This window comes from Granulicatella sp. 20925_1_45, assembly GCF_041433555.1.
Classification (GTDB): domain Bacteria; phylum Bacillota; class Bacilli; order Lactobacillales; family Aerococcaceae; genus Granulicatella.
Window position 1 is genome coordinate 1 of the sequence record NZ_JAPWBR010000038.1, and the last position, 1317, is coordinate 1317.

The 1317-nt window shown below is 34.5% G+C and carries 1 protein-coding gene; it reads left to right on the forward strand.

Features of this window, described 5'->3' with window-relative positions; all coding sequences use genetic code 11:
* Positions 1-1317, forward strand: a protein-coding gene (locus O3798_RS08705) for an IS3 family transposase (protein ID WP_371464298.1) whose coding sequence is annotated in 2 segments (ribosomal slippage) — positions 1-442 and positions 442-1317 — 1318 coding nt annotated over the 2 segments. Because the reading frame shifts where the segments join, the coding sequence is not laid out codon by codon here. This gene is flagged as partial in the annotation.

A 1317-nucleotide genomic window follows, 5' to 3' on the forward strand; every position in this document is an offset into this window, starting at 1 on the left:
ATGAAATTAACTTATGAAGATAAAGTTCAAATTTATAAACTAAAAAAACAAGGATTTAGCTATTCACAACTTACAGATATGTATAGTATACAGAAGTCAAATCTTAAATACATGATTAAATTGATTGATCGTTATGGATTAGAAATAGTAAAAAAAGGCAGAAATAACCATTACTCTCCAGCATTAAAACAGGAAATGATTGATAAAGTCTTACTCGAGGGATGGTCTCAAAGGAGAGTTTCCCTTGAATACGCCCTTCCAAATTCGGCTCTAATTTCTAGCTGGCTCGCACAATACAAGAAAAATAAGTATACTATTGTTGAGAAAACAAGAGGGAGAGTACCTAAAATGGGACGTAAGCCAAAGAAAAAACCAGAAGATATGACGGAACTAGAACGCCTTCAGGCTGAAAATGAGTATTTAAGAGCGGAGAATGCCATCCTAAAAAAGTTGAGAGAACTCCGCTTGAAGGAGGAAAAAGAGAAAGAAGAAAGACACAGATTGTCAGAGAATTAGTGCCAGAGTTTCCTTTAGATATTCTTCTAAAGATTATAAAACTCGCTCGTTCAACTTACTACTATCACTTGAAGCAGTTAAACCTAGAAGATAAGAATCAGGACGTAAAAAACGAAATAGAAACCATTTATAAAGAGCATAAAGGAAATTATGGATATCGTCGTATTACTCTTGAGCTTAGAAACCGTGGTTTCATCGTAAACCATAAGAAGGTACAACGTTTGATGAAAATGTTGGGGCTAAGTGCTCGTATTCGTCGAAAACGTAAGTATTCTTCTTATCATGGAGAAGTTGGAAAGAAAGCTGCGAACATTATTCAACGCCAATTTGAAGCTGAAAAACCTATGGAAAAGTGCTATACAGATATAACGGAATTTTCTATCCCAACAAGCAACCAAAAACTATATTTATCACCAATTTTAGATGGTTATAACAGAGAAATTATAGCTTATTCTCTATCGTCTTCTCCGAATTTAAACCAAGTAAAAGATATGTTAGAAAAAGCTTTTAGAGAAGAACAATACGAGAATACTATTCTCCACAGTGATCAGGGATGGCAATACCAGCATGAGTCTTATCATAGATTTTTAGAAGAAAAGGGCATTCAGCCCTCTATGTCCGGCAAGGGGAATAGTCCTGACAACGGCATGATGGAATCGTTCTTTGGCATTCTTAAATCAGAAATGTTTTATGGCTATGAAAAGACATTTAAATCTATAAAGGAACTTGAGGGGGCAATCGTCGATTATATTGATTATTACAATAACAAACGAATCAAAGTAAAATTAAAAGGACTTAGTC